The sequence below is a fragment of the Pseudomonas sp. 21615526 genome, from assembly GCF_013386245.1.
In the GTDB taxonomy this organism is placed as follows: domain Bacteria; phylum Pseudomonadota; class Gammaproteobacteria; order Pseudomonadales; family Pseudomonadaceae; genus Aquipseudomonas.
Genome location: NZ_JACAOM010000027.1, coordinates 12398 through 38624 on the forward strand (window position 1 = coordinate 12398; position 26227 = coordinate 38624).

Consider the following 26227-nt stretch of genomic DNA (forward strand, 5'->3'; position numbering starts at 1 on the left):
GTAATGCTTAGGCCTTCTGGATCAGCTCTCAGAGGTAACAACAGGCTCATCACCGGACTCGGCAGCCAGCTTCAATCGGTCTGCTTTGCTGATGTATTTATCCTTTTTGGCCGGTGCCAATTTGGCGCTGGCCTTTTTGGCCTTGGCCTTGAACAGCTGCTGTAGTTTTTTTTGACGATTCATGTTTTCTATCCGGTGTGTAATCAGTGCTTGCCGGCGTGATTATCCATCTTTCATGCCTTTATCGAAGCAGATTTAATTCACGGCACTCCACAGCGCCACCGCGGTCTGTCCCTATACGCCTCTATTCTCGCCCAGCGGAGCCACCATGATCATCGTCCACCACCTCAACAACTCCCGTTCGCAACGCATCCTGTGGCTGCTCGAAGAACTCGGCCTGCCCTACGAGCTCAAGCGCTACCAGCGCGACCCGAAAACCAACCTCGCGCCCCCTGAACTCAAGGCGATCAATGCCCTGGGCAAATCACCGGTGATTCAAGACGGTCCCCACGTGGTGATCGAGTCCGGCGCCATCATCGACTACCTGATTCGCCGCCATGGCAACGGCCGCCTGCAACCGGATCCGGCCACTGCAACCTATGACGAATACGTGCAATGGCTGCACTTCGCCGAAGGTTCGGCCATGCTGCCACTGATGCTCAACCTGTACGTCGGGCGCCTGGGTGACGCGGGTGCGCCATTGCACCCACGTATCGAATCCGAGGTGGCGAACTACCTGGGTTATCTGGACAACGCACTGGGGCTCACGCCGTACCTGGTGGGTGACGAATTGACCGGCGCGGATATCCAGATGAGCTTCATCGGCGAAATCGCCCGGGCTCAGGGCAAGCTGCAGGCCTACCCGAATGTGGCGGCGTGGGTGCAACGCTTTCAGGAACGGCCGGCGTATCGCAAGGCGCTGGAACAGGGTGGCGCATACGCGTTCGCGAAGTAAAAGGCCAGGCGGTTCCGGCGGGAGTTCATCTGTATTGCGTTAATCCCCGGGATGAGGATTACTGTAGGACGCATCCGGCATTGAGATAACACAGCATGTTCGAACTCGCCCCCATCCTGACGTATGTCGCCGTGGTCATCGGCCTTTTCCTGATTCCCGGCCCAGCCGTGCTGCTGGTGATCACCCGCACCCTCCAGGGTGGGCGCAAGGTCGGGATTGCCACCGGGCTGGGGGTGGCCTCGGGCGACCTGATCCATACGCTGTGCGCGGCGCTAGGCCTGTCGGCCATCCTGATGACCTCGGCCGTGGCGTTTAACGTGGTCAAAATCGTCGGTGCCTGCTACCTGATCTACCTGGGCGTACGCGCCTTCATGGCCAAGCCTGGCGTAACCACGCGCAAAGACCTGCCCACGGTGACCTCGACCCAGGCGTATTTCCAGGCGGTGGGTGCCGAAGTGCTGAACCCGAAAACCGCGATTTTCTTCCTGGCCTTCCTGCCGCAATTCATTCACCCGGAATCGGGTTCTTCCCTGGCGCAGTTCGCGGTGTTGGGGTTGATCTTCTCGGGGCTCAGTGCGATGTACACCACGCTGATTTCGGTGGCGATTCGTCCGTTGAGCCAATGGATGGTGGGCCTTTCAAGGCTGCGCCGTTGGGAGGGGAAGATCATTGGGACGTTGTTCATGGGATTGGGGCTGAAGATTGCTTTCCAGCAGCGTTAATCGGTTGCAAACCGCTGCCTTTTAACCCGGTACATCTCACCATCCGCGTGACTGAGCAGGCTGTCGGCATCTGCTCCATCCGCCGGGTAAAACGCTACGCCGATACTGCAGGACGGCATCTTGACCGCGCCAAACTCAGCGCTCAGGGGCTGGGTCATCACCGCAACTATCTGCTGCACTTTGGCCGACACGGCTTCCGGTGACTGAATATCCGTCAGCAGCACGGTGAATTCATCCCCGCCCATCCGGGCCACCAGGTCGCTCTCACGCACACACCCTTCCAACCGTCGTGCAATCACGCAAAGCACGCGGTCGCCCACGGCATGCCCGTGCACATCATTGATGGCCTTGAAGTCATTCACGTCCAGAAACAGCAAGGCCAGAGGACTTTTGTGGTGGTGAGCGGCTTGCAGGGCCTCGTCCAACCGGTCATTGAACAGCGAGCGATTGGTGAGGGCCGTCAACGGGTCGTGATGGGCGAGGAAACGCAGCTCTTCCTCCGCCTGCGTCAGGGCGGTTACGTCCCGCGCAACACCGATCCGCGCCCCCACTTCCTCGGACCAGAAGGCCGCCCACAGAATGTGCACCACGCTGCCATCCTTGCGGATGTAGCGGTTGCGGAAGTCGACGTGGGGCTTGCCATTCATGACCCGCACAATCGACGCCCGGGTGCGGGCCAGGTCTTCAGGGTGCATGTAGTGGGTGATCAGGGTGCCGGTCAGTTCCTCGGCGCGGTACCCCAGCAGCGCTTCGCAGGCATCACTCACAAACACGATCTGATTTTCACTGTCGACCACGAACACCGTATCCAGCATCAAGTGGATCAGTTTGGGATAGAGGGCTTGCAGGTCAACGGGCATAGGTCTGGGGAGCGTCTGGTTCGGATTGGGCGATCATAGCCCGATCCCGAAGGATGGCGAAAAGGAATCATAGCGGCCCGCAGAATAGCCCCCGGCAATGTTGCTGCGCCAACTGCGTCGCCACCAGCAGGCTGCGCCACCCTTCAAGGTCGTAGGAGAGCGCCCGCCAGAGCAGCCACGGCCAATAGTCGCAGAGGTGGAACACGCACCAGATCATTCGACACTCGGTTTTTATAATGAACGAATGATTGCTATGCTGAACACCCGGCGACAAAGCGTCAACCCATTTATGGATGATTTGAAGAACAAATGACCAACATAACGAACAATCTCAATCCAAGCCGAATCGACCTGCTGGCCCTGTCGATCAAGCGCGAACGCCAGGCTGCGGGGCTTTCATTGACTGAACTGGCAAAACGCGCAGGCGTGGCGAAGTCGACCTTGTCCCAGCTGGAGTCCGGCATCGGCAACCCCAGCATCGAGACCCTGTGGTCGTTGGCCACGGCGATGGGCTTGCAGGTGACCCGGTTCTTCGAACAACCCCAGCAACACCTGCGGGTAATTCGCGCCAACGAGGGCCTGACCACCTATACCGAAACCGGCCACTACGCGGCCACACTGCTTGCGGATTGCCCGACGGGCGTGCGTCGCGATATCTACCGGCTAAAGGTACAGCCGGGCGAAGCGCGCCTGTCTCAGCCCCACCCTGCCGGCACCGTCGAGCACGTGCTGCTGTGCAGCGGCAGCGCGAATATCGGCCCGGCCGGTGCGCCTGTGCTGCTGCACGCCGGCGACTACATCAGCTACCTGGCGAATACGCCCCATGTGTTCGAAGCACTTGAGGCGGATACCACGGCGGTGATGGTGATCGAACATCCCTAAGCCGCGGGGATGTGCCCTCAGGCATGGATAGGCAGGGCCAACCCGAACAGCACAAAAAACCCGCCGCAGACTTTATTGAATCGGCGCCCGGTTCGCGCCAGCCAGGGCCGTACCCGGTGCGCGGCGCTGGCCACCAGGTACTCGACGATGAACTCCACCACGGCGTAGGTCAGGGCGATGGTGAGTGTCTGCGCGATGATGCTCCGGTGCGGGTCCAGGAACGGTGGAATAAACGCGGTGAACAGCAGCAAGGCCTTGGGGTTCGAGATCGCCGATACCAGCCCCTGGCGGAACAGCGGCCAGCTCCGCGAGCTGGTAGTGCCGGTCGCCTCAAGGCTGACCGGTGCCGCCCGCCACAGCCCGAAGCCCAGCCAGATCAGGTACAGCCCACCCGCCACCTTCAAGGCCGTGAACAGGCTGGCCGACGCCTGGATCAGCGCACCCAACCCCAACGCACACAGCGCCAGCACAATCGCAAAACCGAGCACGCCGCCGCTGATGGTGAACAGCGTTTTGCGGCTGCCGTGAAGGGCACCGTGGGTCAGCGCCAATAACGCATTGGGCCCTGGCACCACCGAGATGCCGAAGCAGGTAACCAGGTAAAGCAACCAGGTATCAAAGGGCATGGATCCGATCCAGAAGGTGTTGGTTCAAGGCAGAATGTTGCGGGTGAACAAGCGTCCATGAAAAGCGCATAATTCAGGCCTTAGCCATTCGATTAACGAATAGAGGTCAGCGCGATGCCCGCCAGCGATTTGCAACTCGATTGGCTCAAATGCTTTGTGGCCGTGGTGGATGCCGGCTCGTTGTCTGGCGCCGCCCACGAGGTCAACCGCTCGCAGTCCGCCGTCAGCATGCAGATGAAGAAACTCGAAGCCGCCCTTGGACGACAGCTCTTGAGTCGCGGCCCGAGGCACCTGCAACTGACTGCCGATGGCCAGACGCTGCTGAGCTACGCCCGGCGCATGCTCGCCCTGCACGCTGAAACCCAGGCGGCGTTTCACGGTGAAGAGCTGACCGGGCGCATCCGCCTTGGCGTTGCCGAAGACTACGCGGCCCGGTACCTCACGCCGCTGCTCAAACGCTATTCGCCGCGCTACGCCGGTGTGGAAATCGAACTGACCTGTGAACAGTCGACCACGCTGATCCCACAGTTGCGCAGCGGCGATCTTGACCTGGCGCTGGTGTCTCGGGACTCGCCCCAAAGCGGCACCTTCCTGTTCAAGGAGCCCATGGTATGGGTAGGTTCACCGCAGTTCGAACTGTGGCGGCGCGACCCGATCCCCATCGCCGTCTACGAAAGCGCAAGCCTCGCCCGGCGGTATGCGGTGAACGCACTCACCCAGCAAGGCCGCGAATTCAAGGTGGTGTACAACAGCTCCAGCCTTGCCGGCCAGGTGGCCGCCGTCGAGGGCGGGCTCGCGATTGCCGCGATCACCCAATGCACCGTACAGGATTCGCTTCAGGTACTCGGTGACGAGCACGGTTTGGGCAGCATTGAGCCCATGGAGGTTTCGATTCTGCGTAGCCGGGCGTCCCGCGGGTCCAAGGCGGTCAATAGCCTGCATGCGTTCATCATCCGAACGCTGAGGGCTCAGCCTTAGTGAGCAGAGCGTTTCGGCACAATCATCGAGCGCTTCGGCGCAGTGCCGTGCCTACGCGCTGTTTAGGATCAAGGCTCAAACCACGCCTGGACATCACCGCAATGAAACTCAAAGCACTTGCCCCCGCGATCACCCTGATCATGGCCGCCAGCGGACACGCCGCCAGCTTCTCACTCAACAGCCCGGACATTGCCGACCAACGCCCGCTGACGCACCTGCAGGAATTCAACGGCTTCGGCTGCAGCGGGGGCAACACCTCCCCTGCCCTGTCCTGGGCCAACGCCCCGGCGGGCACCAAAAGCTTCGCCATCACCGTCTACGATCCCGACGCCCCGACCGGCAGCGGCTGGTGGCACTGGACGGTGGTGAACCTGCCCGTCACCGTCTCCAGCCTGCCGAGCAATGTCGGCACCCACCTGCCGGCCGGGGCAGTGCAAGGCCGCACGGACTACGGCCAACCCGGCTTCGGCGGCGCTTGCCCGCCCGTGGGTGATAAACCGCATCGCTATCAATTCACCGTGTGGGCGTTGAAAGTCGACACCCTGCCGATCGACAATCAATCCAGCGGCGCCCTGGTCGGCTACATGCTCAATGCCAACAGCTTGGCCAAGGCCACAATCACGGCCCCTTACGGACGCTAGTCACGATGGATGTTCACGAAGGTCTGCGGCACCGGGAAAGCATCATCGAAAGCTGCGTGATCAGGGCCCGGCAACACCATACCCTGCAACGCGTGCCGATCTTCATGACCGCCCTGTGCCGCGTGCGCCAGGGGCAAAAACTGATGCAGTGGGATGAGCGCGAAATGCGCGCCGGCCCACAGCACCTGATTCTACTGCCGGCGGGCCGCGAGCTTGGGGTGACCAACTTTCCCGGTGCCCAGGGTGACTACATCGCCGACGTGGTGTCGTTTCCGGTGCCGGTGTTGCGTAACTTCGTTGCCCGGTATGGCGCGCAGTTCAAGGGCAGCATGCATGCCGACCTGTGCGTACGCCTGGACAAACAGACCCGACAAGCCTGGGACCAACTGCTGACCGCACTGAGCACCGGCGCCCCGTCGGCCTTGTGCACCCACTATGGCGAGGCCGTGTTGCTCTGCCTGTGCCTGGCCGGCCAGGCGGGACCGTTGCTGATGGATCGCAACGACCCCTTGAGTGAACGCGTGCAGCGGTTGATCGGCAGCAACCTGTCCAGGGACTGGACCGTTGCCACGGTTGCGCAGCAGTTGAATCTGGGGGAATCGACGTTGCGTCGGCAGTTGGCCAATGAGGATGCTAGCTTCAGGGCCATCCTGGAAAATGTTCGGCTGGGGGCGGCGTTGCAACAGCTGCAAACCTCCAGGGATTCCATCGGGGAGATTTCCAGTGCGTGCGGGTATGCGTCGGCGTCGCGGTTTGCGGTGAGGTTCAAGTCACATTACGGGCTTTCACCGCGCTCGTTGCGGGCGGCGATGTGAGGTACACACTCGCTGAGTAGCCCGTAGCCTGTGGCGAGGGAGCTTGCTCACGCTGGGCCGCGCAGCGGCCCCAAAAAATGGGCCTGCTGCGCAGTCCAGCGGGAGCAAGCTCCCTCGCCACAGGTACTTCGCGGTTATTGAAGCGCTTTGGCAACCGCATCAAAGGCAAACATATCGTCGATCACCTTGCCACCCGTGGGTTTGGTCTGCGCCTGCCACACCACAATCACCACATTCCTGGTCGGATTGATGTAGAGGTACTGACCAAACGTACCGGCCGCCGTAAAGGCTTTATCCGCTTTGGAGGCGTCGGTCCAACCTGGCCACCACATGGACGCAAAGTCACCGTACGCCGCATCTGAACCCGTAGTCGCGCTGGCAAAACTCAACCAGCCTTCAGGCAACACTGGCTGCCCACCGGCCTTGCCACCGCTAAGCACGAACTGCCCAAAACGCCCGTAATCCTCAAGCGTCGCGCTGATACCGCTGCCGCCCACTTCATTGCCATTGAGGCCGTCGAGCCACCACTTGGCATCGGTTTGCATGCCGTAAGGCGCCCAGATCTTCTCGCTCAGGTATTGCGTCAGTGGCTTGCCCACCGCAGCGCTCACCAGTTGCCCCAACACTTGAGTTTCACCGGTGCTGTAGTTGGTGCGAGTGCCAGGCGGCGCAGCGGTGGGCAGGCTGGCCATGAACTTGAGGAGCGACCCGGGCACTTGTTCACTACGCAGTTTGATCAAGTGGCGCTCGTCCGAGGTAGGGTCCGTGTATTGCTCGTTCCACTTGATCCCGGAGCGCATGGAGAGAATCTGGCGCACGGTGACCTGGTCATAACCGCTACCGGCCAACGCGGGTAAATAACGGGTGACCTTGTCATCCAGGCTCTTGATGGCGCCGTCCTGCAGCGCCGCGCCCACCAGCGTCGAGGTGATGGACTTGGCCACCGACATCGACATCCACCGGGTGTCGGCGGTGTTGCCTTTTTCATAACGCTCATCAACGATCTTGCCGTCCTTGAGCACCAACAGCCCGGTTACCCGGTTGATCGCCACGTAGTCATCGAGGCTGTAATGCTTGCCTTTGTAGTCAAAGGCAACCGGCCCGAGTGGCTGGCTGCTGCGGGGTAACGGGAACGGATGGCCGCCGGCCTTGATCGTGCGCGTCGGGAACAACCGGTCGGTATTACGGAAGGTAGTGACGGCCAAGTCCTCGCTGAGCCTGCCGTCATAGATGGCCTGCACGTCGCCGATCGGTTCCTGTGCATGGGGATAAGGCTTCGCGGGATCCGGGGTGGCCGCGCAGGCGGTTAACGACAGCGCAAGTGTCGACGCACACACCAACACATGAAGCGCGCTGCGTTCAACCGGGGATGAAGGGCGATGAAGCACGGGCATAAGCACCTCTTTATTATTGTTTGATCGGCCTTGAAACGCTTCGGCACATCAGCAAAAACCGACATGCCGAGGCTTAGGATGCAGCGGGGGATTTTTTCTGGCGCGCGGGATCGGGCCGGATTACGCGCGGAGTCGGGCCATGGGCAATCGCGAGGGTCTATACGGAAGAGAACGCTCTACGCAGGCAGTCTTATCAACGAGACTGATGATTACTATCGAACCGGTCGCCTATTGGCTTACCAAAACCGATTCCTATAATCACCTCCACTTTTCCCCCTCCCGTCTGTCCGCAGGCGAAATCTCCTCCCGGAACCCAACACCATGCCAAGCGCAAGCCGGGCCCCTAGCGGCCTCCCCGAACATAATCAACAAACCGTCCTGCAGCAGTGGCTGGCGATTCTCTCGGTGGCCGTGGGCGCCTTCGCCCTGGTCACCAGCGAGTTCCTGCCGGTGGGCGTACTCAACGACGTCGCCGCCGACCTCGGCATCAGCGCCGGCTACGCCGGGCTGATGGTCACCCTGCCCGGCATCATGGCCGCCCTCGCCGCCCCGTTGCTGTCGGTGGGCATTGGCGCCATGGACCGTCGCTACCTGCTGATCGGCCTGACCTTGATCATGATCATCGCCAACATGGTAGTGGCCTACGCCAGCGACTTCAGCCTGCTGCTGTTCGGCCGCGTCCTGCTGGGCATCAGCATCGGCGGCTTCTGGGCCACCGCCATCGCCCTCAGCGGCCGCCTGGCGCCCAAGGGCGTGGGTGTCGCGAAGGCCACCTCGATCATCATGATGGGCGTGACCCTGGCCACCGTCCTCGGCGTACCCGTCGGCACCTGGCTGAGCGGCCTGATGGGCTGGCGCATGACCTTCCTCGTCACCGCACTGGTGGGCATACCGGTACTGCTGGCACAGATGTTCCTGCTGCCCCGCCTCGAACCGGAAAAAGCCATTCGCATCGCCGACCTGCCGGCCCTGTTCATCAACCCACAAGCCCGGGTTGGCTTGATCGCCGTATTGCTGATCGGCCTGGCCCACTTTGCCGCGTACACCTACGTCGCCCCGTTCTTCAAAAACAGCTCCGGCTTCGACGGCCCGACCATTGGCTCCCTGCTGCTGCTCTACGGCGTGGCCGGCGTAATGGGCAACGTCTTCGCCGGCTTCGCCGCCAACCGCAGCGTGCGCCACACCTTGCTGCTGGTCGCGCTGATGATCGGCACCAGCACCGCCCTGTTCCCCTACTTCGCCACCGGCATGAGCGGCGCAGTAATGCTGATCGCCCTGTGGGGCTTTGCTTTCGGTGCCTTCCCGGCCTGCGCGAGTATCTGGATGTTTGTGGTTGCGCCCAAGGATGTGGAGCGTGGCATGCCGCTGTTCGTCGCGTTGTTCCAGGTGATCATTGCCGTGGGCTCGTTCTTTGGCGGGCAGATTGTCGACAAGATGGGGACGTCGGTGCTGTTGAGTTTGGCGACCGCGTTGGTGGGCGCCGGGTTTGTGACGGTGCTGGTGTTGGGGCGCAAGGTGAGTAATAGCCTGGCGGCTCAGCCTGCTTAATCGAGGAAAACGGGACTGATTGAATTCAGTCCCGTGGCTGGAGGCAGTGAGCACCGCACCTTGCTCCATTGCCTACAGTTGCGTCAGAATCCGCCGGCTTGTGCACCTGGGTGGGCGTCTCTAAGGTTGCTCGGTCGCTGAAAACTCAGTGATCGGGTTTAGTAGCCCTAGATTATCCAAGCAATGTGCATGAGCTTCATCAATCAGACGTCTCTGTCTGTGCTTGATGGTGGCTGTGCGCAGGGCGTCTTCGGGCGCGCCGGTCTTTGTTTGGATTCCCGGTCTACTAACCTGTGCACAGCTGCCACCCCATTCGTTTAGTAGCGAAAAGGTGGCGGCCCACATAGAGAATCCAAACAATGTTCAAGGTAACGCCGAATCCTCCGGGCACTCCCGATTTGAAACTCAACCAAGCCGCGCAGCGCGCCTTGGATCACTATCTCAATCCCTCCTCCGCCAAAACCGCCCCGCCGTCGGGTGCGTTGTTCAGTGTGGCTGCTGATGCCAGCAGTGAAAGTTTGATCATCAATAGCTATGAAACCTTTGCCTCGGTCAGCGCGTTGCTGCTTGATCTGTCGGAAGAGCTGAGCGGGAAAGACCGTGATGTGGCGTTGGCTATTCACCAGCTTAGTGAGTTGGGGGTGCTGTTGATGGGTAAGTTGATGGATCGGGAGGTGCCGTCTAGCTGAAACCGGACGCTGTCCAGGCTACTCAACTAGCTCAATCGACTGATCGCCGAGGCGCTGTAGGCATCTACGGCGGCTCAGCGACGACGATGCCGCTTTAGTTGAGTAAGTCGCCGCTCATGCTGCGCTCAATAGCGGTTTCAGGCCATTTGCCGCCATTACGAAACGCCGTTTTCGACTCCAAACGGACACTCCACTGATGTCAGGCAGGTGTGGGATTTCAGCTTCTGGTGGTCGCGACAAGAATGGGCTTTGTACCGTTGCGCCCTTTAAAGACCATTGTCACATCGACCACCGTATCCATTCCCTCAAAAAACACATCCGCGTTGACCCCATCGAGCCGTTTCTTCAGAGGGGTAGTACTGGTGATGTGGCGGCTCAGTAGGCTTTCAAAGTCAGCCCTATTGCTATCAATCCACCTCTTCAGATCGGTTCTGAGCTGCTCGATTGGCTTGAGCTTTTTACCCGACGGCTTTCGCTTGGGTCCTAGCGTGTCGAGAACGCTGATCTCGTCGATTGAGTAGAGAACCGGGACCATGCACAGTTCGGTCCCGTTCTCGTTCTTCAAGATGGCAACAAGAGTCGTGTCGGAAGGCGCCCGAGCAAGATCTTTTGGGGTGACGGAGAGTGTCACATCCACCCGATCGAACGGTTTAGGCAGAATCCCACCAATGGTCATGCTTTGAGCGAATTTCGTGATTTGTTGGCTCGCAAGCCTTGCCCAGCCGACCTTCTGTTGATTGAGCACGCATAGGCAACGGCTCGACTTAATCATCCGGGGGAGCACGATGCCGTTCTTCCTGGTCCACTGGAGCAGGTCAACCTTCGCATCAAATTTCAGTCGTGCAGAGCCCTCAGATGGCTTTACTGTTCCGGTGTATTTCGTGCCGGAAGGTGCGCCAGACCGAACGGCAGCACCAATTGCAGCTAGGTTCTTAGCCTTTCGTGCAGCTCTCTCTTGTTCCTGCTGATCCCGAGCAACCTGGACTCGCTTGGCTTGGTAGGTATCGGCTTTACCCTGAATCTTGGACATCGCTTCGTTGAATTCTTCGAAAGCCTTTTTGGCTAAGCGAACATCCTTCTCCATCCGCAACACCCTGGCCCAGTCGATCAATTCCAGATCCGGGTCGTCAATCCAATCATTGACCACGCTCCGAACTCGCTCACAAGAATTGGCTTTACTGTTATCGAAACAAACACTCAACTCCTTATTTTTCGAGGCCCCCCTGAAGGTAAGGTTCTGGCTGCCAAGTGTGACGAAGTCAGCCTCGTCCATGATGACTTTCGCATGAAGGTCCTTCACCTCGTAAATCGTGCACTTGTTGATGAGCAACAGCTTGAAGGCAGCGATTGTTGACGCCATACAGACGAAGTCCCTTACCTCGAACCGTGTGTAAAACGTTGCTTGCTTGTTGGCCAAGAGCTTAAGCGTGCTGTTTTCTGTGATGTAGGGGGACAGCACTGTCAGAGGCGTGGTGGCTTCTCGGATCTGCCGATTCCATCGAGGAGCCAAATTGGTTCTGATGCGGATCATTCAACCGTCCCTGGTCTGCCTGGGCGCGAGGCGCGGGGTATATTGCAATCCCTCCAGTATACCGCCGGCGCAGCTGACCATCACAGGCTGTAACCTTGATCGGCAGAGAACAGCCAAAAGCGAACGATCAAGAGAGTGTCAGATTTTTTGTGTACGAGCGGTGATGGCCTACCGTGAGGCAAGCCTTCATTCGACAGTCGCCACCGCCCCTCTTCCGGGACTGATGAGCAAACCTCATGAAGCCTTGCCGATTTACCCGTCTAGTCCTCAGTCGTTAGCGCGCTTACTGTCTCCCCACGCCCAACGGGAGATCAACATGCACAAACGCACACTCGGCAACAGTTCACTCGAAGTATCCGCCCTCGGCCTCGGCTGCATGGGTCTGAGCCATGGCTATGGCCCGGCCACGGATACCGAGCAAGCCATCGCACTGATCCGCTCAGCCGTTGAACGAGGCGTCACGTTCTTCGATACCGCCGAATTCTACGGCCCCTATATCAATGAGCAAGTAGTCGGCGAGGCGCTGGCGCCAGTTCGCGACCAGGTTGTGATCGCTACAAAATTCGGCTTCGCCGTCGGCACCGACAATACAAAACAGGCTCTGGACAGCCGGCCCGAACGTATTCGAATAGCCGTCGAGGGTTCGTTGCGTCGACTGAAGACCGATTACATCGATTTGCTCTACCAACACCGCGTCGATCCGGACGTGCCGATTGAGGACGTTGCCGGGGCGGTGAAAGACCTGATTAGCGAAGGAAAGGTCAAGCACTTCGGCCTGTCGGAGGCAGGCGCGCAAACCATTCGTCGCGCCCATGCGGTACAGCCGGTCACGGCGCTGCAAAGCGAATACTCGCTGTGGTGGCGCGAGCCTGAGCTGGAAATCCTGCCGACCCTTTGGGAGCTGGGCATCGGCTTCGTACCGTTCAGTCCATTGGGTAAAGGCTTTCTCACCGGCACGGTGTCGGCCGATTCCACTTATGGCAGTGACGACTTCCGCAGCATCGTCCCGCGTTTCAGCCAGTCGGCGCTGCAGGCAAATCAGGGTCTGGTGGTGTTGATCCGTCAGATTGCTGCGCAGAAACAAGCGACACCGGCCCAGATCGCGCTGGCCTGGCTGCTCGCGCAGGCACCGTGGATTGTGCCGATTCCGGGCACGACCAAACTGCATCGCCTGGAAGAAAACCTCGGCGGCGCGAACATCACCCTCGACGCTGCCGAACTCAAGGCCATTGATACCGCGCTGGCGCAGATCCGCATCGAAGGCGAGCGCTATCCCGAGGCTCTCAAGGCGCGCGTCGGTCGATGAGTACCGATCACGATCCGCTGCGGCGCACGGTCATCGCCGCACTGGCCAGCGCCCCGCTGCTGTCGCTCGCCGACGCGCAAGGCGCCAGTGAAACACCGCGTTCGGGCTCGCGGATTCTGGTCGCGTATTTCTCGCGCTCGGGCAATACCCGCGTGGTCGCCGGGCTGATCCAGCGTGGACTGGGTGCCGATCTGTTCGAGATTCGCCCCGCCCACGCCTACCCCGAGGACTATCTGCAAACCGTGGAACAGGCGCGCCAGGAACGTGACAGTGGCTTCGAACCCGAGCTGCAAAACACGGTTCACGCCCTCAGCGACTACGACACGATCTATCTCGGCTTTCCGATCTGGGGTGAAACCGCCCCGCCGATCGTGCGCGCATTCCTCAGCGCCCACGATCTGACCGGCAAGACCCTCATCCCCTTCAACACCCATGGTGGATATGGCCTGGGCAACAGCCGCCGTGTGCTGGTCAAGCATGCGCCGAAGGCCAAAGTGCTGGAAGGTTTTGTGATGGAGGGTGAGCAGGAGCGCAAGACCATGGAACGCGTGAACGGCTGGCTGAAAGATCACCCTCTCACGCACTAATCGAATTCTGTACGGAGTAACTCCATGAAAATCCGCACGTTGGGTAATGGCCTGGAAGTGTCCGCCTTGGGTCTTGGCTGCATGAGCATGACGTCGGCCTACGGGCCGGCAGCCGACCAAGCCAGCATGATCAAGCTGATTCGTTCGGCCCACGAGCAAGGCGTCACCTTGTTCGACACCGCCGAAGCGTATGGCCCGTTCGCCAATGAAGAGCTGCTGGGGGAGGCCTTGCAGCCGATCCGCGAGCAGGTCGTCATCGCCACCAAGTTCGGTTTCGATATCGACCTGATCACCGGCGCACGTGGCGGCGGCACCAACAGCCGCCCGGAGCATATACGCGCCGTGGCCGAAGCGGCGTTGAAGCGTCTGCGCACCGATTGCATCGACCTGTTTTATCAGCACCGCGTTGATCCCCAGGTGCCCATCGAAGACGTGGCCGGCACCGTCAAGGATCTGATCGCCGAGGGCAAGGTCAAGCATTTCGGCCTTTCTGAAGCGGGTGTGGAAACCATTCGCCGGGCCCACGCGGTGCAACCGGTCACGGCGGTGCAAAGCGAATATTCGCTGTTCTGGCGTGGCCCGGAGCTGGAACTGCTAGCCGTGCTGGAAGAACTGCGGATCGGCTTCGTACCGTTCAGCCCGCTGGGCGCCGGTTTCCTCACCGGTCAGATCGACGAGAACACGCAGTTCGACGCGAGCGATTTCCGCAATTTCGTCCCGCGCTTTTCCCCTGAAGCGCGCAGGGCCAATCTGGCGTTGGTCGATGTGGTGAAAGCCGTCGCGCAACGCAAACACGCCACGCCGGCGCAAGTGGCACTGGCCTGGTTGCTCGCACAGAAACCGTGGATTGTGCCGATACCGGGCACGACCAAACAGCATCGCCTGGAAGAAAACCTGGGCGCGGTCGAGCTGCAATTGAACGGCGACGATCTGCGCGTGATCAACGAACAGATGGCACAGATTCGGGTGCACGGCGAACGTCTGCCGGAGTCGGCACTGAAAATGACCGGACTCTGAGTCTGCCCGACGCGGCGCCATGTGCGGCGTCGCTTTCTCTGTCTGACCGGAGAACTCATCCGATGAACCGATTGATTGCGCCACTCGTTGCTTTGTCACTGATGGCGGCAGAGTCCCAGGCCGCCAGCGAAATCCGCGTTACGCCGAACGGATCCCAGCCTTCGATCAAGGGCGCAGCGGAAAACTTTACCGGCTCTGTACGCGTCGATGGCCTGTTCAAAGGTGAAGCGCCCGCGCGCATCGGTGGCGGCACGGTGACCTTCGAACCCGGCGCACGCACGGCGTGGCACACCCATCCGCTGGGACAAACGCTGATCGTCACTGCCGGCGTCGGCTATGTGCAGCAAGAGGGTGGCGCGCGTCAGGAGATCCATCCGGGCGACACTGTCTGGATTCCACCGAACACCCGTCACTGGCACGGCGCCACGGCCAGCAACGGCATGACCCACATCGCCATCGCTGAAGCCGAGGATGGCAAGACCGTCACCTGGGCGGAGCAGGTCTCGGAGGCGCAATACGCCGGCCAATAAAGTTACGGAATGTGTCGAAGCTGCTCGACCGGCACGTTCGCGGCGAACCGCCACGTAACCTCAATGCCCCGTAACAACCTGCCCGCACCGGGATTCCAGCGGTTATCGCACGTCGACTCATGAGTTCTGCTCATGAGTCCATGCGCTATTTCGGGGTTAATCGCCACAACCATCCTCCTTACGATCCAGCAACACCGCAGCGCCCCGCAATGGATGGAGCCCTTCACGATGATCACTGACACCCGCAACCGCACTGCCCTCCCCACACTCATGGCGCTCTGCCTGAGCGTCGGGGCGATGTTCAGCGTCACCACTCAAGCAGCCGAGGCTTCGCCCACCATGACCAGCACACCCGCCAGCGCAGCCCGCTTGTCGAGCCAGCAACAAGCCATTCCACTGATCGCGGCGTTCATGGCGACCAGCGACATGCCCAACCTCAACACGGCGCTCAACCAAGGGCTTGATGCCGGCCTGACCATTAGCGAAACCCGCGAAGTCCTCGTGCAGCTCTACGCCTACGTCGGCTTCCCGCGCAGCCTCAACGCCTTGAATGAATTGATGACCGTGGTGCAGGCGCGCAAACAACGCGGCCTTGACGATGCGCCGGGGCGTGAGCCGAGCCGGGTGATACCGGTGGGGGATGAGCTATTGGCAGCGGGTACGGCGAATCAAACGAAAATCTCCGGCGCCCCGGTCAAAGGCCCGGTGTTCGAGTTCGCCCCAGTGATCAACCAGTTCCTGCAAACGCACCTGTTCGGCGACATCTTCGAGCGCGACAACCTCGACTGGCAAAGTCGCGAATTGGCGACTGTCGGAGCGCTGGCAGCGACGCCGGGGGTCGAGCCTCAGTTGCGCTCGCACATGGCGGCGAGCCTGCGCGTCGGGCTCAGCGCAGCACAGTTGCACCTAGTCACCGAACTGCTGAAAAAGCATGGCGATGCACAGACTGCCGAGCGGGCCAACGCAGCGCTGGTCCAAGCCCTCGCGGCGTCGAGGAAGTGACATGAGAACTGCAAAACGTCTGCTGAGCGTCATGCTGTTGAGCCTGTTGGCGGCCTGCGCGAACCACTCCGAAGGCCCGCTGCTGATCCAGAAACAAGGCAGCTTCGCCGCCGGCGGAACGATGACCACGGCACCGGGCACCTTCAACCCGCGCCAACCGATGACGCCCAACGGTCAGACCTACCACGGTGACCACGCCTACGCCTTCTATCAAATCCCGGTGGACGCGCGAAAACTGCCCATCGTCATGTGGCACGGCGCAGGTCAGTTTTCCAAGACCTGGGAAACCACCGCCGATGGTCGCGAGGGTTTTCAGAACATCTTTCTGCGCCGCCACTACGGCGTCTATCTGATCGATCAACCCCGGCGTGGTGATGCCGGGCGCAGCATGGTCGAGACTACCATCAAGCCTGTGCCGGACGAACAACTGTGGTTCAACCAGTTCCGTATCGGCCTTTGGCCCCGCTACTTCAACGGCGTGCAAGTGGCACAGGACGCCCAGACCCGCGAGCAGTTTTTCAGGGCTATGACACCGAACACCGGGCCGTTTGACATGGGCGTGGTCTCCGATGGTGTGTCGGCGCTGTTCGACAAAATCGGCCCCGGCATCCTGTTTACCCATTCTCAGGGCGGCGGGCCGGGCTGGTTGACGGCGATCAAGAACGACAAGGTCAAAGCCATCGTGGCGTTCGAACCGGGCAGCAGTTTCGTGTTTGCTGACGGTGAAGTGCCGGCGCCGATCCCCAGCGCGTTCGACACGGTGCAAGGCGCAGCGGTGCCGATGGAGCAATTCATGGCACTGACGCGCATTCCGATTCTGATCCTGTACGGCGACAACATCCCGGAACAGGCAGTCGATCTGCCCGCTCAGGACAGTTGGCGCGCACGCCTGAAAATGGCCCGGCTCTGGCGTGACGCGGTCAATCGCCATGGCGGTGATGTGCGACTGATACACCTGCCGGAGATTGGCATTCACGGCAATACCCATTTCCCCATGTCGGATCTGAACAACGTGCAGATCGCTGACCTGGTCGCGCAGTTCCTCAAAGAAAAACAGCTGGACTGACCCAAATACTTTCGCAACTGCCGTCCTTTTTTGCTCAGGAGCTTCACGTGAAGAACACCCTCAAAGCCACGTTCATGTCGGCATTGGTCGGCCTCTCGGCAGGCGAAGCCTTGGCCGCCGACTACAAGAAGAACCCATTCACCCTCGCCTACGACGGCGCGATCACCCGCAACGAACCGGGCAGGGTCAACATCCACCCGGTCAGCTATAAGCTCAACGGTCTGGACATCGCCGCCAACGTCTACACGCCTGCCAACTACGACGCGAAGAAGACCTACCCGACCGTGGTGGTTGCGCATCCAAATGGCGGCGTAAAGGAGCAAGTCGCCGGTCTGTATGCCCAGCGCCTCGCCGAACAGGGCTACATCACCATCACGGCCGATGCGGCCTATCAGGGCGCCAGCGGTGGTCAGCCGCGCAGCATCGATAAACCGGCGTATCGCATCGAAGACATTCACGGCATGGCCGATTTCATCAGCCAGTTCGCTGGCGTGGATGACAATCGTCTGGGCCTGCTCGGCATTTGTGGCGGCGGTGGTTATTCGTTGGCGGCGGCGCAAACCGACAAACGCTTCAAATCCCTGGCAACGGTGAGCATGTTCAACTCGGGTCGAGTACGCCGCAACGGCTACAGCGACTCGCAACTGGACAGCATCCAGCAACGTTTGCAACAGGCATCAGCAGCCCGCGCGCAAGAAGCAGCGGGGGGCGCGGTGCTGTATACGGGGGATGCCAACCTCACCGATGAGCAGACTGCCAAACTGCCTTTCGAACTGTATCGCCAAGGCTATGAGTACTACTGGAAAACCCACGCGCACCCGAACTCGACCTTCAAATACACCACCAGCAGCCTTATTGACCTGATGCGTTTCGACGCCACCGACCATATCGAGTTGATCAATCAACCGTTGCTGATGATCGCCGGCAGCAAGGCCGACAGCCTGTACATGACTCAGGATGCGTTTCCCAAAGCCGCCGGCACCACCGACAAGGAAGTGTTCATCATCGATGGCGCCACCCACATTGAAACCTACTGGGTGCCGCGTTATGTCGATGCGGCGATCGGCAAACTGACGGATTTTTACGCACGCACCTTGTGATCAGCGCGCCAAGGGTCGCACATCCGTGCGCGACCTGCTTTCATGGAATAATCACGCGCTCCTCATGAGAGGTTCTCATCAATGTCCCGCCCCAATCTCAACGACCTGCAAGCCTTCGTGGTCATCACCCGCGAAGGCAGTTTTACCCGTGCTGCCGCGCAACTGGGCGTTTCGCAGTCAGCGCTGAGCCACACTCTGCGGGCACTGGAAACCCGGCTGGGCGTGCGCTTGCTGACGCGGACTACGCGCAGTGTTTCACCAACGGAGGCGGGCCAACGCCTGTATCAAGCGATGGCGCCGCGCTTTGAAGAAATTGAACTGGAACTGGCTGCCGTCAGCGAGTTTCGCGACACCCCCGCCGGCAATGTACGGATTCAGGCGTCCGAGCATGCGGCGAACAATATTCTCTGGCCGAAGCTGCTGAAGGTGCTGCCCGACTACCCGGACATCAAGGTCGAAATCACCGTCGATTACGCCCTCGCCGACATCGTCGCGCAGCGCTATGACGCTGGTGTTCGACTGGGTGACCAGGTGGCCAAGGACATGATCGCCGTGCCGATCGGGCCATCGTTACGCATCGCCGTTGTCGGCTCACCGCAGTATTTCCAGCAGCGGCCTTACCCGATGGAACCGAGAGATCTGGCGGCGCACAACTGCATCAACCTGCGCCTGCCGACTCACGGCAGCCTGATGCAATGGGATTTCGAAAAGGATGGCCACGAACTCAAGGCCCGCGTCGAAGGCCAATGGACATTCAACAGCAGCGTGCCCATTCTGCGTGCGGCCGTGGCGGGATGTGGCTTGGCTTTCCTGCCAGAGGACATGGTGGCGAAGGAGCTTGCCGACGGTAGCCTTGTGCGGGTGTTGGAAGATTGGTGCCAACCCTTTGCCGGTTACCATCTCTACTACCCCAATCGCCGTGAACATTCGTCAGCGTTTGGCGTTGTAGTTGAGGCGTTACTCTACAAGAGCTGAGTCATCGACCTTCAAGGCGTCTGAATTTTTCCCGCCCCCTCAAACCGTGAATGAGCAGATGATTTTGATCGACTGCGTCGGGCGCGACCGGCTGCAAGCCGATTGCTGCCCCTCGTAACAAGCAGCTTCTGGCTTATCCCCCCTAAAGCCCCACCCAAAAACGCCGATAACCTCCTACCATCAATCAACCCCCGCTCCCCTACACCCGATTCGCTCCCCGCATGCTCGTATGGCACGTCGCATGCTTGCCTCACCCCGGCCCGTCCACATGGAGTACGAGTGAATGCCTGCCCAAGCCCGTTTCATCGAGCACTACCGCAAAGCCGACCGCATCATGCTCGCCCTGATCTGGCTGATGACCCTCTTCTCCCTGGGCCTGGCGTTCTGGCACGACACGCTGCTTCAAGCGCTCTTCATAGGCGCCGGCACCAGCGTGGTGCTGACCCTGGCCTATCGCGTCATCGGCGGCACCCGCCTGATGCGTTGCGCCCTTGGCGTTGGGCTGATGGTGATGGCGGCGTTGCACATCAACCAGGCCCAGGGTGTCATCGAATCGCACTTCGGTATCTTCGCGCTGCTGGCGGTGCTGACGTTCTACCGCGACTGGCTGCCTATCCTGGTGGCCGCCGTCACCATCGCGGTGCACCACGTGGTGTTTCATGCCTTGCAGCACCAGGGTTTCCCGGTGTTTGTGATGGAGCATCACGGCGGCTGGAGCATGATTTTCGTCCACGCGTTCTACGTGGTGATGGAGACGGTCGCCCTGCTCTACCTCGCGGTGCACAGCCAGACCGAAGCGGTAGAAAGCCAGGAAATGCTCGAAAAAATGCTCGCCGTCACCACGCAGTTCAGAGGTGAGGCCGTCAAGGGCAGTCCGGAAAAAGTGCATGTCTCCCTTGCCACCCGTTTCGATCACTTTCTGACCCAGATCACCGGCCTGATCGACGGCGTCGCCCGTGACTCCCACGGCCTCGGCCAACTCGGCCAGGAGCTGGCTCACGCCAGCGGCACCCTGGAAAAAGGCGCGCGCCACCAACTGGCGGAAATCGCCCAGATGACCGGTTCCATGCAGCGCATGGACTAATGGCCGACAGTAGCCGCTCATGACAGACCACTTCCAGCCAAGCCATTGAGCCACTTCGACCCTATCGATGAGTAAAACCAAAACACCCCGCACTTCAACCAAAGGCGGGGTGTTCTCTCTTACCTCACTTCACATCAATCACATCGCCGTGTGAAAAATCTGCTCAATCTCATCCTGATTGGCAGGACGCGGATTGGTAAAACCGCAGGCATCTTTCATGGCATTGGCTGCCAGTGTCGGAATATCGTCAGCCTTTACACCCAGCTCAACGAGCCCACTCGGAATCCCCACATCCGCAGACAGTTTACGGATGGCCGTGATAGCCGCCGCAGCGCCCTTCTCCGCATCCAGTTGCTGAGTCTCAACCCCCATCGCATGAGCGATATCCTTAAACCGGGCCGGACATACGCTGGCGTTGAAGCTCGACACATGGGGCAGCAGGATCGCGTTGCACACGCCGTGAGGCAGGTCGTAGAACCCGCCCAGTTGGTGCGCCATGGCGTGCACGTAACCCAGCGAAGCATTGTTGAAGGCCATGCCGGCAAGGAATTGCGCGTAGGCCATGTTTTCCCGGGCGGTCATGTTGTCACCCTGGGCAACGGCGGTGCGCAGGTTGGCCGAGATCAATTCGATGGCTTTGAGTGCACAGGCATCGGTGATCGGCGTGGCCGCCGTCGACACGTAGGCTTCGACGGCGTGGGTCAGTGCGTCCATGCCGGTGGCGGCGGTCAGGCCTTTGGGCATGGCGGCCATCAGCGAGGGGTCGTTGACGGATAACAGGGGGGTGACGTTGCGGTCTACGATGGCCATTTTCACGTGGCGGACTTCGTCGGTGATGATGCAGAAACGCGTCATTTCACTCGCCGTGCCGGCGGTGGTGTTGATGGCGATCAGTGGCATTTGTGGTTTGGCGGATTGGTCGACGCCTTCGTAGTCGCTGATGTGCCCACCGTTGGCGGCGCACAGGGCAATGCCTTTGGCGCAGTCATGGGGGGAACCGCCGCCCAGGGAAATAATGAAATCACAGTCGCTGCGGGCCAGCAGTTCCAGGCCCTTCTCCACGTTGCTGACGGTCGGATTCGGTTTGGCGCCGTCAAACAGGGTGGAGTCGATGTCTTGCTGGGCCAACAGGCCAGCGACCTTGGCCGCCACGCCGGCTTTGGCCAGGCCGGCATCGGTGACGATCAAGGCTTTGCGGAATCCGTACTTGCGGATTGCGAGCATCGCCTCGTCGAGGCTGCCAATGCCCATCATGTTCACGGAAGGAATGAAGAAGGTGCTACTCATGATAAATCCTCTTTTTATTATGGAGACACGGGAGTCAGTGAGGTTTTCTACTCATCTCGCAGGTGATGCGGCGCGTCTTGTTGTCATCGTTGACGATCACAAAGCTGAGCCTAAACCTATGGCGTCAGACCGAAATGGTCCTTTAGCGGGCATTGACACCTCCTTTAGTACTGGGAGCAGGGCTTCACCCATTCCATGGGGGGCGGCAGCAAAATCTGACTTGCGCAGACCCCGACCCGCCCGGATGGTTATGATGGTTCGCTGATCAACAGCCCTCACCGACTCTCCTGTGCAGGAACTGATCGGGCTGTCCGTCAGCGTATTTGTTCTCGGGTATCTGCCCTGGGCCTGCGATCGCCCTTCTGTTTACCGGGCACTGGCAAATTCTCATCTTCGTAGTGGCGATGCTGGCGGGTATGCATGTGTTTTCCAGCCTGGAAGGCCGGCGCACGTCTTGATGGGGTTTGACCCCGATTTTTACTGAACGCAACTCAAGGACGGCTTCATGGAACGACTCCAACCTCGTGGCACTGATGCGGACGGTTATATCCTCACCGTGTCCAACGTCGAGACGCAGCCACAGTTTCAGGCTTTGCTGACGGACGTTTGCATGACGCTCGCGCGGCCGGAACCTCTGCTGGACGGGATTTATCTTTATGGCAGTGTCGCTAGAGGCGACGCCGTGCCGGGGGTTTCTGACCTTGACCTAACCCTTATTCTGCACAGCCCACCTACGTCGCAGGATCTGGAAATGCTGGAGTCGAAAAGGCGCACGCTGGAAAGTCGGCATGCCGAAGTCACCAAGATCGATTTCGATATCGGTAGTCGTGCTGAAGTATTAGCACCTGACAATCGAATGAGCTGGGGGTATTGGCTCAAGCATCACTGTCGTTGCTTATGGGGCAATGATCTGACCCAACGCTTCGACCGGTTCAAGCCGTCGCGCGATATCGCCATTGCCGTGAATGGTGACTTTGAATCCGTACTGACCCGGTATGCCGACCTTATCGACCAGGCGACCACACCGACGCAATCGCTGCGCTTGCAGCGAGAAGCTTCGCGCAAACTCATCCGGTCAACTCAACTGCTTCGCTCTGAACAGGACCTGATGTGGCCGCAAACACTGGAAGAGCTTGTCGAGCAGTTTGTTCAGCATTACCCGAGTATGAAAATGCAGATCTCTTTTTTCTTGTCCCAGGCAAGGAACCCGGATGCCAAGCCAAAGAAATTTACGACTCAGCTCCATGATTTTTTGACCTGGATGGCTACACAAACCGGTTGAATCCATAACGCGCCTATGAAATCAGGGGCGATTCATGTACCCACAGACGGGTTATCACGCATGCCTTTACCGCGAAATTCGATATCCATAACCCGTTGGCTGCTCCATGGGGTTACTGAATTGAGTGAGTCATCCTAAGCGTTCCAGGATCATCATCGAAAGATACGCCTCCAAGCGACAACAGGCCTTGGATCAACTTCCCCTGAATGACCGATACCCCTCTTCTTATTGATGAGTATCAGCCTCCTCAGCGGGGTAAAACTCGCCCTCCTTCCCCATTTTTTTCAGCCGTTCGCGCACAATTACCTCGACGCTGGCTACGGCGGTTTGATCGTCAGGGTTGACCAACTGTAAGCACAGGCGTTGGACATTCTGATCGTGGGTGCCCTCGCTCATCATCTCGTGGGTGAAGACCTGTTCGCCACGCCATAGGCATAGCTGGGTATGCGTCTCGCCAAGCCATATTTCGTTGATTGATCCAAGGTCGGTTGTCTCTAGTTGATCGACGGTGATTGTCTTATCCATTGCGCTGTACCTTACCCATGAGTAGATACAGGTAGACTTGCCGGCATAGCGGGTCGTTCCACGCGTTGGCAGTTCAACCGGGCTAATGGTGGTTAAGCACGTCCCGGTTAGAACCAGGACAATTGACGATTGAAGGCGGACAGTACGAGCCGAGAAGGGCAATCACATGACTGATCCTGCTGTTCCACATGCAAATGGCCGCGCCTGGATCAACTTTGATCTCCCCTCCTCGGGCCGATACTGCCAGCTCACAGATGGCGTGCAGCCTACGGAACGACCGGCTGCTATCGGCCAGAAGCGGTCATTCGAACTCATGTATGCTTGTCCCGTGCAACCACATCAGAGAAAGCCCATTGTCTCCCCCTTCGGAATCTTCCAGTCATCACTCTGCTTCTTTTGAAGAAATAGCTGAACAGTTGGCCGAAGATCTGCGAAGAGTCGTCGGCAATCTTGTCCGAGAAGTGCGCAGTGGGGCGGACACGCCATCCTCGGCACAGACTGAAACTCTAGGTTTGCTTGAGCGTCATGGCCCCTTGAGCATAAGCGCGATTGCTGCACATCGTCACGTCAAGCATCAAAGCATGCGCCTGGTTATCGCCCAGTTGGAGCAGCAGCAGCGGGTTACACGAGGTCCTGATCCGAGCGATGCCAGAAAGCAGCTCTTCGAGCTGACGCACCAAGGTCGAGCTGCGCTTGAACACAGCCGTCATCAGCGCAGTGACTGGTTGGCTCGCCAGCTTAAGGAAAAAACCACCGCCTCACAGCTGCAAACACTCGAAGCTGCGGTCAGAATCCTGGAGCAATTGATTGCCGCAGCCCCAAACGGTCAATCAACCTGAGCGCAAAGCCGCTAGCACACTGGGCAACGAATTGATCCCCCAGTGCTCGACATATTGGCCATTGCGGATGCGAACGATGTCGATGATATCAATGGACACTGCACGTCCCGTTGCCGGTATACCGGCAATCACCCCGGAGTGGCGGCCGGTAATGCGCTTTCGGGTCGTCACCTTGTCGTCTTCAGCAACCTGGTCCAGCACCTCGACCTGGAGGTCGGACAAACCCGGATGCAAAACATTGTGAAAGGTATGCCAGAGACCTTCCCGACCGCCGTCTTGCCCCGCCACTGCTGAATGGTTGATGAAATCTTGCGCAACGAGCATTTCAAATTCGTGGCGGTTGCAGTTCTCAATAACCTTTTGATTGAAACGACGGACGATAGCTTTGTTCACTACTGACATAACTCCCCCTGGCGCCTGAATACCTAGAAACCAAAATATATACAGTTGGACTGTATATATCCAGAGCATCAGTGATGCGCTGCCCGATGAGATCGGCAAGGCAACGATATATTGCTGCCAATCGCGACTGGCTGCTTTGGGTCGACTGCTGCCCTTCTTGACAGGCAGCAATCGGCCAGAAGCAGCCAGTCAAAAGCGCCTAGGAAATCAGCGTCGATTCAAGATTCGTCGAGCAAGGCCGACACAAAAGCATCAATAGACACTTCCCTGACAAGGAAACGATCACTAGATGCAGGCTTGGCAACCATGTGTTTGGCCAACAAGGAGCGTTACCCAATGCTAGATCTTATTTACATCGTAGAAGATCATTTCGCCTCAGATACCTCCCAGCAAAATGACAGCGGCTACACCCCAAACTTCACACTTTCTGGCCAAAATACAACACCGCAGACTGGAAAAACTGCATATTCCGGCGTAGCGGTAGCTACGGCCGCGGCGGCTGCAGCATCGTCATTTCTCATTCCTATTCTGCCTATTTCTATGATTATTGGCGCAGCGGCTACCGCTGCCGGTGTTGCAGGCGCGGGTGCATCACTAATCGCCAAAGATCGCAGCTCCACAACCGATGAATCAGCCACAGCTCTAGCCATAGCCGAAGAAACACGTTTGCTCACTGCTTACGTACAACGCCATTCGCTTTCCCGCACCCAAGCCAGAGAGTCTGACTATCGTTTCCAGCCAGGGCACCCAGTCGTTGGAAAGGCTTACCGCAAACACCCACTGTCCGACTACTCGAACCCGGATAACAAGAACCTCTACATTCCCAGCGATAGCTACGATGCAATCCTGCTGGAGGAGCGCGAATCGGAACTGGTCAAGCTACTGGTTCAACTTGGAGCGACCAAAATCCGCATCACCAAGAAAGTATCCGATAAAACCCGCAGTTCCATCAGCGCAGAAGCATCCGTGCAAGTTGGCCCTATGGGTGGCGGTGCAGTCAGTTACGCAGGTAAAACTGAATGCGATACTGATTCACTCGATACACGTGAATTCTCGTTAACCGGCAAGCCTTGGAAAGCAGATAGCAAAGTCGATCGTGAGAACTTCTTTTGGCTGTCGTATGAGCCTTCGTGGAAGGCGGTCGTGTTTGCACGCGAAGTGGGCGGTTGTCTGACTGCGTCCCTAGAGATTAAAGAAAACACGTCATTCTCCACAGACAAAAATTTGGAACTGTCAGTCAAGGCAAAGCTAGTAGAGGTTGGTGCGCAGGCCGGCATATCGAATCTCGAAACCGGAGAAAAAACATATTTTGTGAAAGCAGAGTTCGCACCGGTAAGCCACAGCGCTTGACCAAAACCAAGCGATTTAGCATTGCGAGTAAGCAGGAAGGAGTGCTCTTTACAGAGGCACTCCTTTTTTATTTGGCAATCATCGCCGATTCAGGGAGTCGTGGCCGACTGCACATCAAAATACTGACTACTGATGGCAACTCGCGAATGACCACTTTTGGCCGATTGCAGCCCCTCGTAACAAGCAGCTTCTGGCTTATCCCCCCTAAAGCCCCACCTAACACCGCCGATAACC

The 26227-nt window shown here is 59.1% G+C and carries 27 protein-coding genes and 2 pseudogenes; 21 read left to right on the plus strand and 8 right to left on the minus strand.

The window, feature by feature from the left end; genetic code table 11:
* Window positions 1-21: 21 nt before the first annotated feature.
* A complete protein-coding gene (locus HX786_RS09025; protein ID WP_008434728.1) occupies window positions 22-183 on the minus strand; it encodes a DUF2986 domain-containing protein in 162 nt (53 codons plus the stop codon).
* A 145-nt stretch (window positions 184-328) separates the two neighbouring features.
* Between HX786_RS09025 and HX786_RS09030 the strand changes: the two genes are divergently transcribed.
* Together HX786_RS09030 and HX786_RS09035 are read left to right on the plus strand one after the other, a co-directional pair.
* Window positions 329-955 (plus strand): glutathione S-transferase family protein, encoded by a 627-nt coding sequence (locus HX786_RS09030; RefSeq protein WP_102368774.1) that lies wholly within the window; start codon window positions 329-331, stop codon window positions 953-955.
* A 95-nt stretch (window positions 956-1050) separates the two neighbouring features.
* Window positions 1051-1677 carry a LysE family translocator gene (locus HX786_RS09035; RefSeq protein WP_178911976.1) on the plus strand — a complete coding sequence of 209 codons (627 nt, stop codon included), beginning with the start codon at window positions 1051-1053 and terminating at the stop codon, window positions 1675-1677.
* Here HX786_RS09035 and HX786_RS09040 read toward each other — a convergent pair.
* A complete protein-coding gene (locus HX786_RS09040) occupies window positions 1674-2537 on the minus strand; it encodes a sensor domain-containing diguanylate cyclase (protein ID WP_008434731.1) in 864 nt (287 codons plus the stop codon). The genes HX786_RS09035 and HX786_RS09040 overlap by 4 nt on opposite strands.
* Before the next feature lie 309 nt (window positions 2538-2846).
* Here HX786_RS09040 and HX786_RS09045 point away from each other — a divergent pair, with 309 nt between their 5' ends.
* Window positions 2847-3419 carry a helix-turn-helix domain-containing protein gene (locus HX786_RS09045; protein WP_178911977.1) on the plus strand — a complete coding sequence of 191 codons (573 nt, stop codon included), beginning with the start codon at window positions 2847-2849 and terminating at the stop codon, window positions 3417-3419.
* Window positions 3420-3436: 17 nt separating this feature from the next.
* Here HX786_RS09045 and HX786_RS09050 read toward each other — a convergent pair whose 3' ends face one another.
* Window positions 3437-4045: a LysE family translocator gene (locus tag HX786_RS09050; RefSeq protein ID WP_087694681.1), complete on the minus strand. Its 609-nt coding sequence runs from the start codon at window positions 4043-4045 to the stop codon at window positions 3437-3439.
* 114 nt (window positions 4046-4159) lie between these two features.
* Here HX786_RS09050 and HX786_RS09055 point away from each other — a divergent pair, with 114 nt between their 5' ends.
* The 3 genes from HX786_RS09055 to HX786_RS09065 all read left to right on the plus strand — a co-directional run bounded on the left by HX786_RS09055 (window position 4160) and on the right by HX786_RS09065 (window position 6479).
* Complete coding sequence (locus tag HX786_RS09055) at window positions 4160-5023, plus strand: LysR family transcriptional regulator (protein ID WP_177019879.1); 864 nt, start codon at window positions 4160-4162, stop codon at window positions 5021-5023.
* Between the two features lie 101 nt (window positions 5024-5124).
* Window positions 5125-5664, plus strand: coding sequence for a kinase inhibitor (locus HX786_RS09060; protein ID WP_003215583.1), 540 nt, complete (start codon window positions 5125-5127; stop codon window positions 5662-5664).
* A gap of 5 nt (window positions 5665-5669) precedes the next feature.
* Complete coding sequence (locus HX786_RS09065) at window positions 5670-6479, plus strand: AraC family transcriptional regulator (protein WP_177028427.1); 810 nt, start codon at window positions 5670-5672, stop codon at window positions 6477-6479.
* Between the two features lie 134 nt (window positions 6480-6613).
* Here the strand turns inward: HX786_RS09065 and HX786_RS09070 are convergent, their stop codons facing one another.
* A complete protein-coding gene (locus tag HX786_RS09070) occupies window positions 6614-7873 on the minus strand; it encodes a serine hydrolase (protein WP_177028428.1) in 1260 nt (419 codons plus the stop codon).
* A 321-nt stretch (window positions 7874-8194) separates the two neighbouring features.
* Between HX786_RS09070 and HX786_RS09075 the strand changes: the two genes are divergently transcribed.
* Together HX786_RS09075 and HX786_RS09080 are read left to right on the plus strand one after the other, a co-directional pair.
* Window positions 8195-9421, plus strand: a complete 1227-nt coding sequence (locus tag HX786_RS09075; RefSeq protein WP_178911978.1) for an MFS transporter — start codon at window positions 8195-8197, stop codon at window positions 9419-9421.
* A 359-nt stretch (window positions 9422-9780) separates the two neighbouring features.
* A complete protein-coding gene (locus tag HX786_RS09080) occupies window positions 9781-10110 on the plus strand; it encodes a DUF6124 family protein (protein WP_177036107.1) in 330 nt (109 codons plus the stop codon).
* A 217-nt stretch (window positions 10111-10327) separates the two neighbouring features.
* Here the strand turns inward: HX786_RS09080 and HX786_RS09085 are convergent, their stop codons facing one another.
* On the minus strand, window positions 10328-11641 hold the full coding sequence (locus HX786_RS09085) for a phospholipase D family protein (protein ID WP_102605913.1): 1314 nt from the start codon (window positions 11639-11641) through the stop codon (window positions 10328-10330).
* Between the two features lie 316 nt (window positions 11642-11957).
* Here HX786_RS09085 and HX786_RS09090 point away from each other — a divergent pair, with 316 nt between their 5' ends.
* From HX786_RS09090 to HX786_RS09130, 9 genes and pseudogenes are all read left to right on the plus strand, one after another.
* Window positions 11958-12947: an aldo/keto reductase gene (locus HX786_RS09090; RefSeq protein ID WP_003209745.1), complete on the plus strand. Its 990-nt coding sequence runs from the start codon at window positions 11958-11960 to the stop codon at window positions 12945-12947.
* Entirely contained in the window at window positions 12944-13534 is a 591-nt protein-coding gene (locus tag HX786_RS09095; protein WP_102605912.1) for a flavodoxin, read from the plus strand. The genes HX786_RS09090 and HX786_RS09095 overlap by 4 nt, the downstream gene beginning before the upstream one ends.
* 24 nt (window positions 13535-13558) lie before the next feature.
* Complete coding sequence (locus tag HX786_RS09100) at window positions 13559-14551, plus strand: aldo/keto reductase (RefSeq protein WP_008432612.1); 993 nt, start codon at window positions 13559-13561, stop codon at window positions 14549-14551.
* Window positions 14552-14613: 62 nt separating this feature from the next.
* The gene (locus tag HX786_RS09105; protein WP_008432610.1) at window positions 14614-15081 is read left to right on the plus strand and encodes a cupin domain-containing protein; all 468 of its coding nucleotides are present in this window, start codon (window positions 14614-14616) and stop codon (window positions 15079-15081) included.
* A gap of 228 nt (window positions 15082-15309) precedes the next feature.
* A complete protein-coding gene (locus HX786_RS09110; protein ID WP_003209734.1) occupies window positions 15310-16083 on the plus strand; it encodes a carboxymuconolactone decarboxylase family protein in 774 nt (257 codons plus the stop codon).
* A 121-nt stretch (window positions 16084-16204) separates the two neighbouring features.
* Entirely contained in the window at window positions 16205-17149 is a 945-nt protein-coding gene (locus HX786_RS09115; protein WP_173406085.1) for an alpha/beta fold hydrolase, read from the plus strand.
* A gap of 47 nt (window positions 17150-17196) precedes the next feature.
* A complete protein-coding gene (locus tag HX786_RS09120; protein WP_008432604.1) occupies window positions 17197-18249 on the plus strand; it encodes an alpha/beta hydrolase in 1053 nt (350 codons plus the stop codon).
* 81 nt (window positions 18250-18330) lie between these two features.
* Window positions 18331-19224: a LysR family transcriptional regulator gene (locus HX786_RS09125; protein ID WP_003209726.1), complete on the plus strand. Its 894-nt coding sequence runs from the start codon at window positions 18331-18333 to the stop codon at window positions 19222-19224.
* 283 nt (window positions 19225-19507) lie between these two features.
* A pseudogene (locus tag HX786_RS09130) lies at window positions 19508-20305 on the plus strand (methyl-accepting chemotaxis protein); the annotation flags it as partial.
* A 141-nt stretch (window positions 20306-20446) separates the two neighbouring features.
* Here HX786_RS09130 and yiaY read toward each other — a convergent pair.
* A complete protein-coding gene (gene yiaY / locus HX786_RS09135) occupies window positions 20447-21595 on the minus strand; it encodes an L-threonine dehydrogenase (protein WP_102368759.1) in 1149 nt (382 codons plus the stop codon).
* A gap of 329 nt (window positions 21596-21924) precedes the next feature.
* On the opposite strand from yiaY, the pseudogene HX786_RS31865 reads away from it, so the two are divergent.
* Window positions 21925-22053, plus strand: a pseudogene (locus HX786_RS31865) (DUF6691 family protein); the annotation flags it as partial.
* 47 nt (window positions 22054-22100) lie between these two features.
* Window positions 22101-22877, plus strand: a complete 777-nt coding sequence (locus HX786_RS09140) for a nucleotidyltransferase domain-containing protein (protein ID WP_178911979.1) — start codon at window positions 22101-22103, stop codon at window positions 22875-22877.
* A gap of 225 nt (window positions 22878-23102) precedes the next feature.
* On the opposite strand, the gene HX786_RS09145 is transcribed toward HX786_RS09140, so the two are convergent.
* The gene (locus tag HX786_RS09145; protein WP_017475289.1) at window positions 23103-23402 is read right to left on the minus strand and encodes a hypothetical protein; all 300 of its coding nucleotides are present in this window, start codon (window positions 23400-23402) and stop codon (window positions 23103-23105) included.
* A gap of 353 nt (window positions 23403-23755) precedes the next feature.
* Between HX786_RS09145 and HX786_RS09150 the strand changes: the two genes are divergently transcribed.
* A complete protein-coding gene (locus tag HX786_RS09150) occupies window positions 23756-24241 on the plus strand; it encodes a MarR family winged helix-turn-helix transcriptional regulator (protein WP_158244086.1) in 486 nt (161 codons plus the stop codon).
* Here the strand turns inward: HX786_RS09150 and HX786_RS09155 are convergent.
* Window positions 24233-24643, minus strand: a complete 411-nt coding sequence (locus HX786_RS09155; RefSeq protein WP_102606379.1) for an ester cyclase — start codon at window positions 24641-24643, stop codon at window positions 24233-24235. The two genes, HX786_RS09150 and HX786_RS09155, sit on opposite strands and share 9 nt — an antisense overlap.
* 336 nt (window positions 24644-24979) lie before the next feature.
* Between HX786_RS09155 and HX786_RS09160 the strand changes: the two genes are divergently transcribed.
* Window positions 24980-25993 carry a hypothetical protein gene (locus HX786_RS09160; RefSeq protein ID WP_177036106.1) on the plus strand — a complete coding sequence of 338 codons (1014 nt, stop codon included), beginning with the start codon at window positions 24980-24982 and terminating at the stop codon, window positions 25991-25993.
* Window positions 25994-26227: the final 234 nt, after the last annotated feature.